This window comes from Dellaglioa sp. CoH-57-MRSF-16, assembly GCF_056782055.1.
Genome location: NZ_JBXAXZ010000065.1, coordinates 1 through 430, shown reverse-complemented (window position 1 = coordinate 430; position 430 = coordinate 1). Strand labels below are relative to the sequence as shown.

General features: G+C 50.9%; 1 protein-coding gene. It reads right to left on the bottom strand.

Annotation, left to right across the window (positions count from 1 at the left end; all coding sequences use genetic code 11):
- The coding region (locus tag AC1RPH_RS07860) for a hypothetical protein (RefSeq protein ID WP_481762036.1) at positions 1 to 430 on the bottom strand (430 nt) is incomplete at both ends.

Genomic DNA, 430 nt, shown 5'->3' with positions numbered 1-430 from the left:
CGTGCAGTTCAAATTCAATCTGTAGTTCGAACCATTCTGCGTAATAGACTGCACTGAGCGGTAGTACCCCTCAGGTGTCTGAACGATCATGATACGGTTGCCGACCGTCAGATCGATACTGTGCATGTACTGAGCGTTAACCTCTATCCACGTACTGGACGATGCAGCAATCGGGAACCACAGCTGACTACCGTACCCACCATCAGTTTGGCGATTTGTCGCGTACTTGTAGTGTGCACTTGCCACGGCCCACTGAGTAGTGGACACTTGTGTCATCAGCGTCGGCTCAGCATCCGCGTTATTCTCATGAACCAAGAGCGCAGGGACAAACGGATTCATCATCTGGTTCGGAGGAATGACATCCGACCACGCGTAAACGTTTAGGATTGCTGGGTTTTGCTGAACAGTAACCTGAATCAGTGCCATTGCC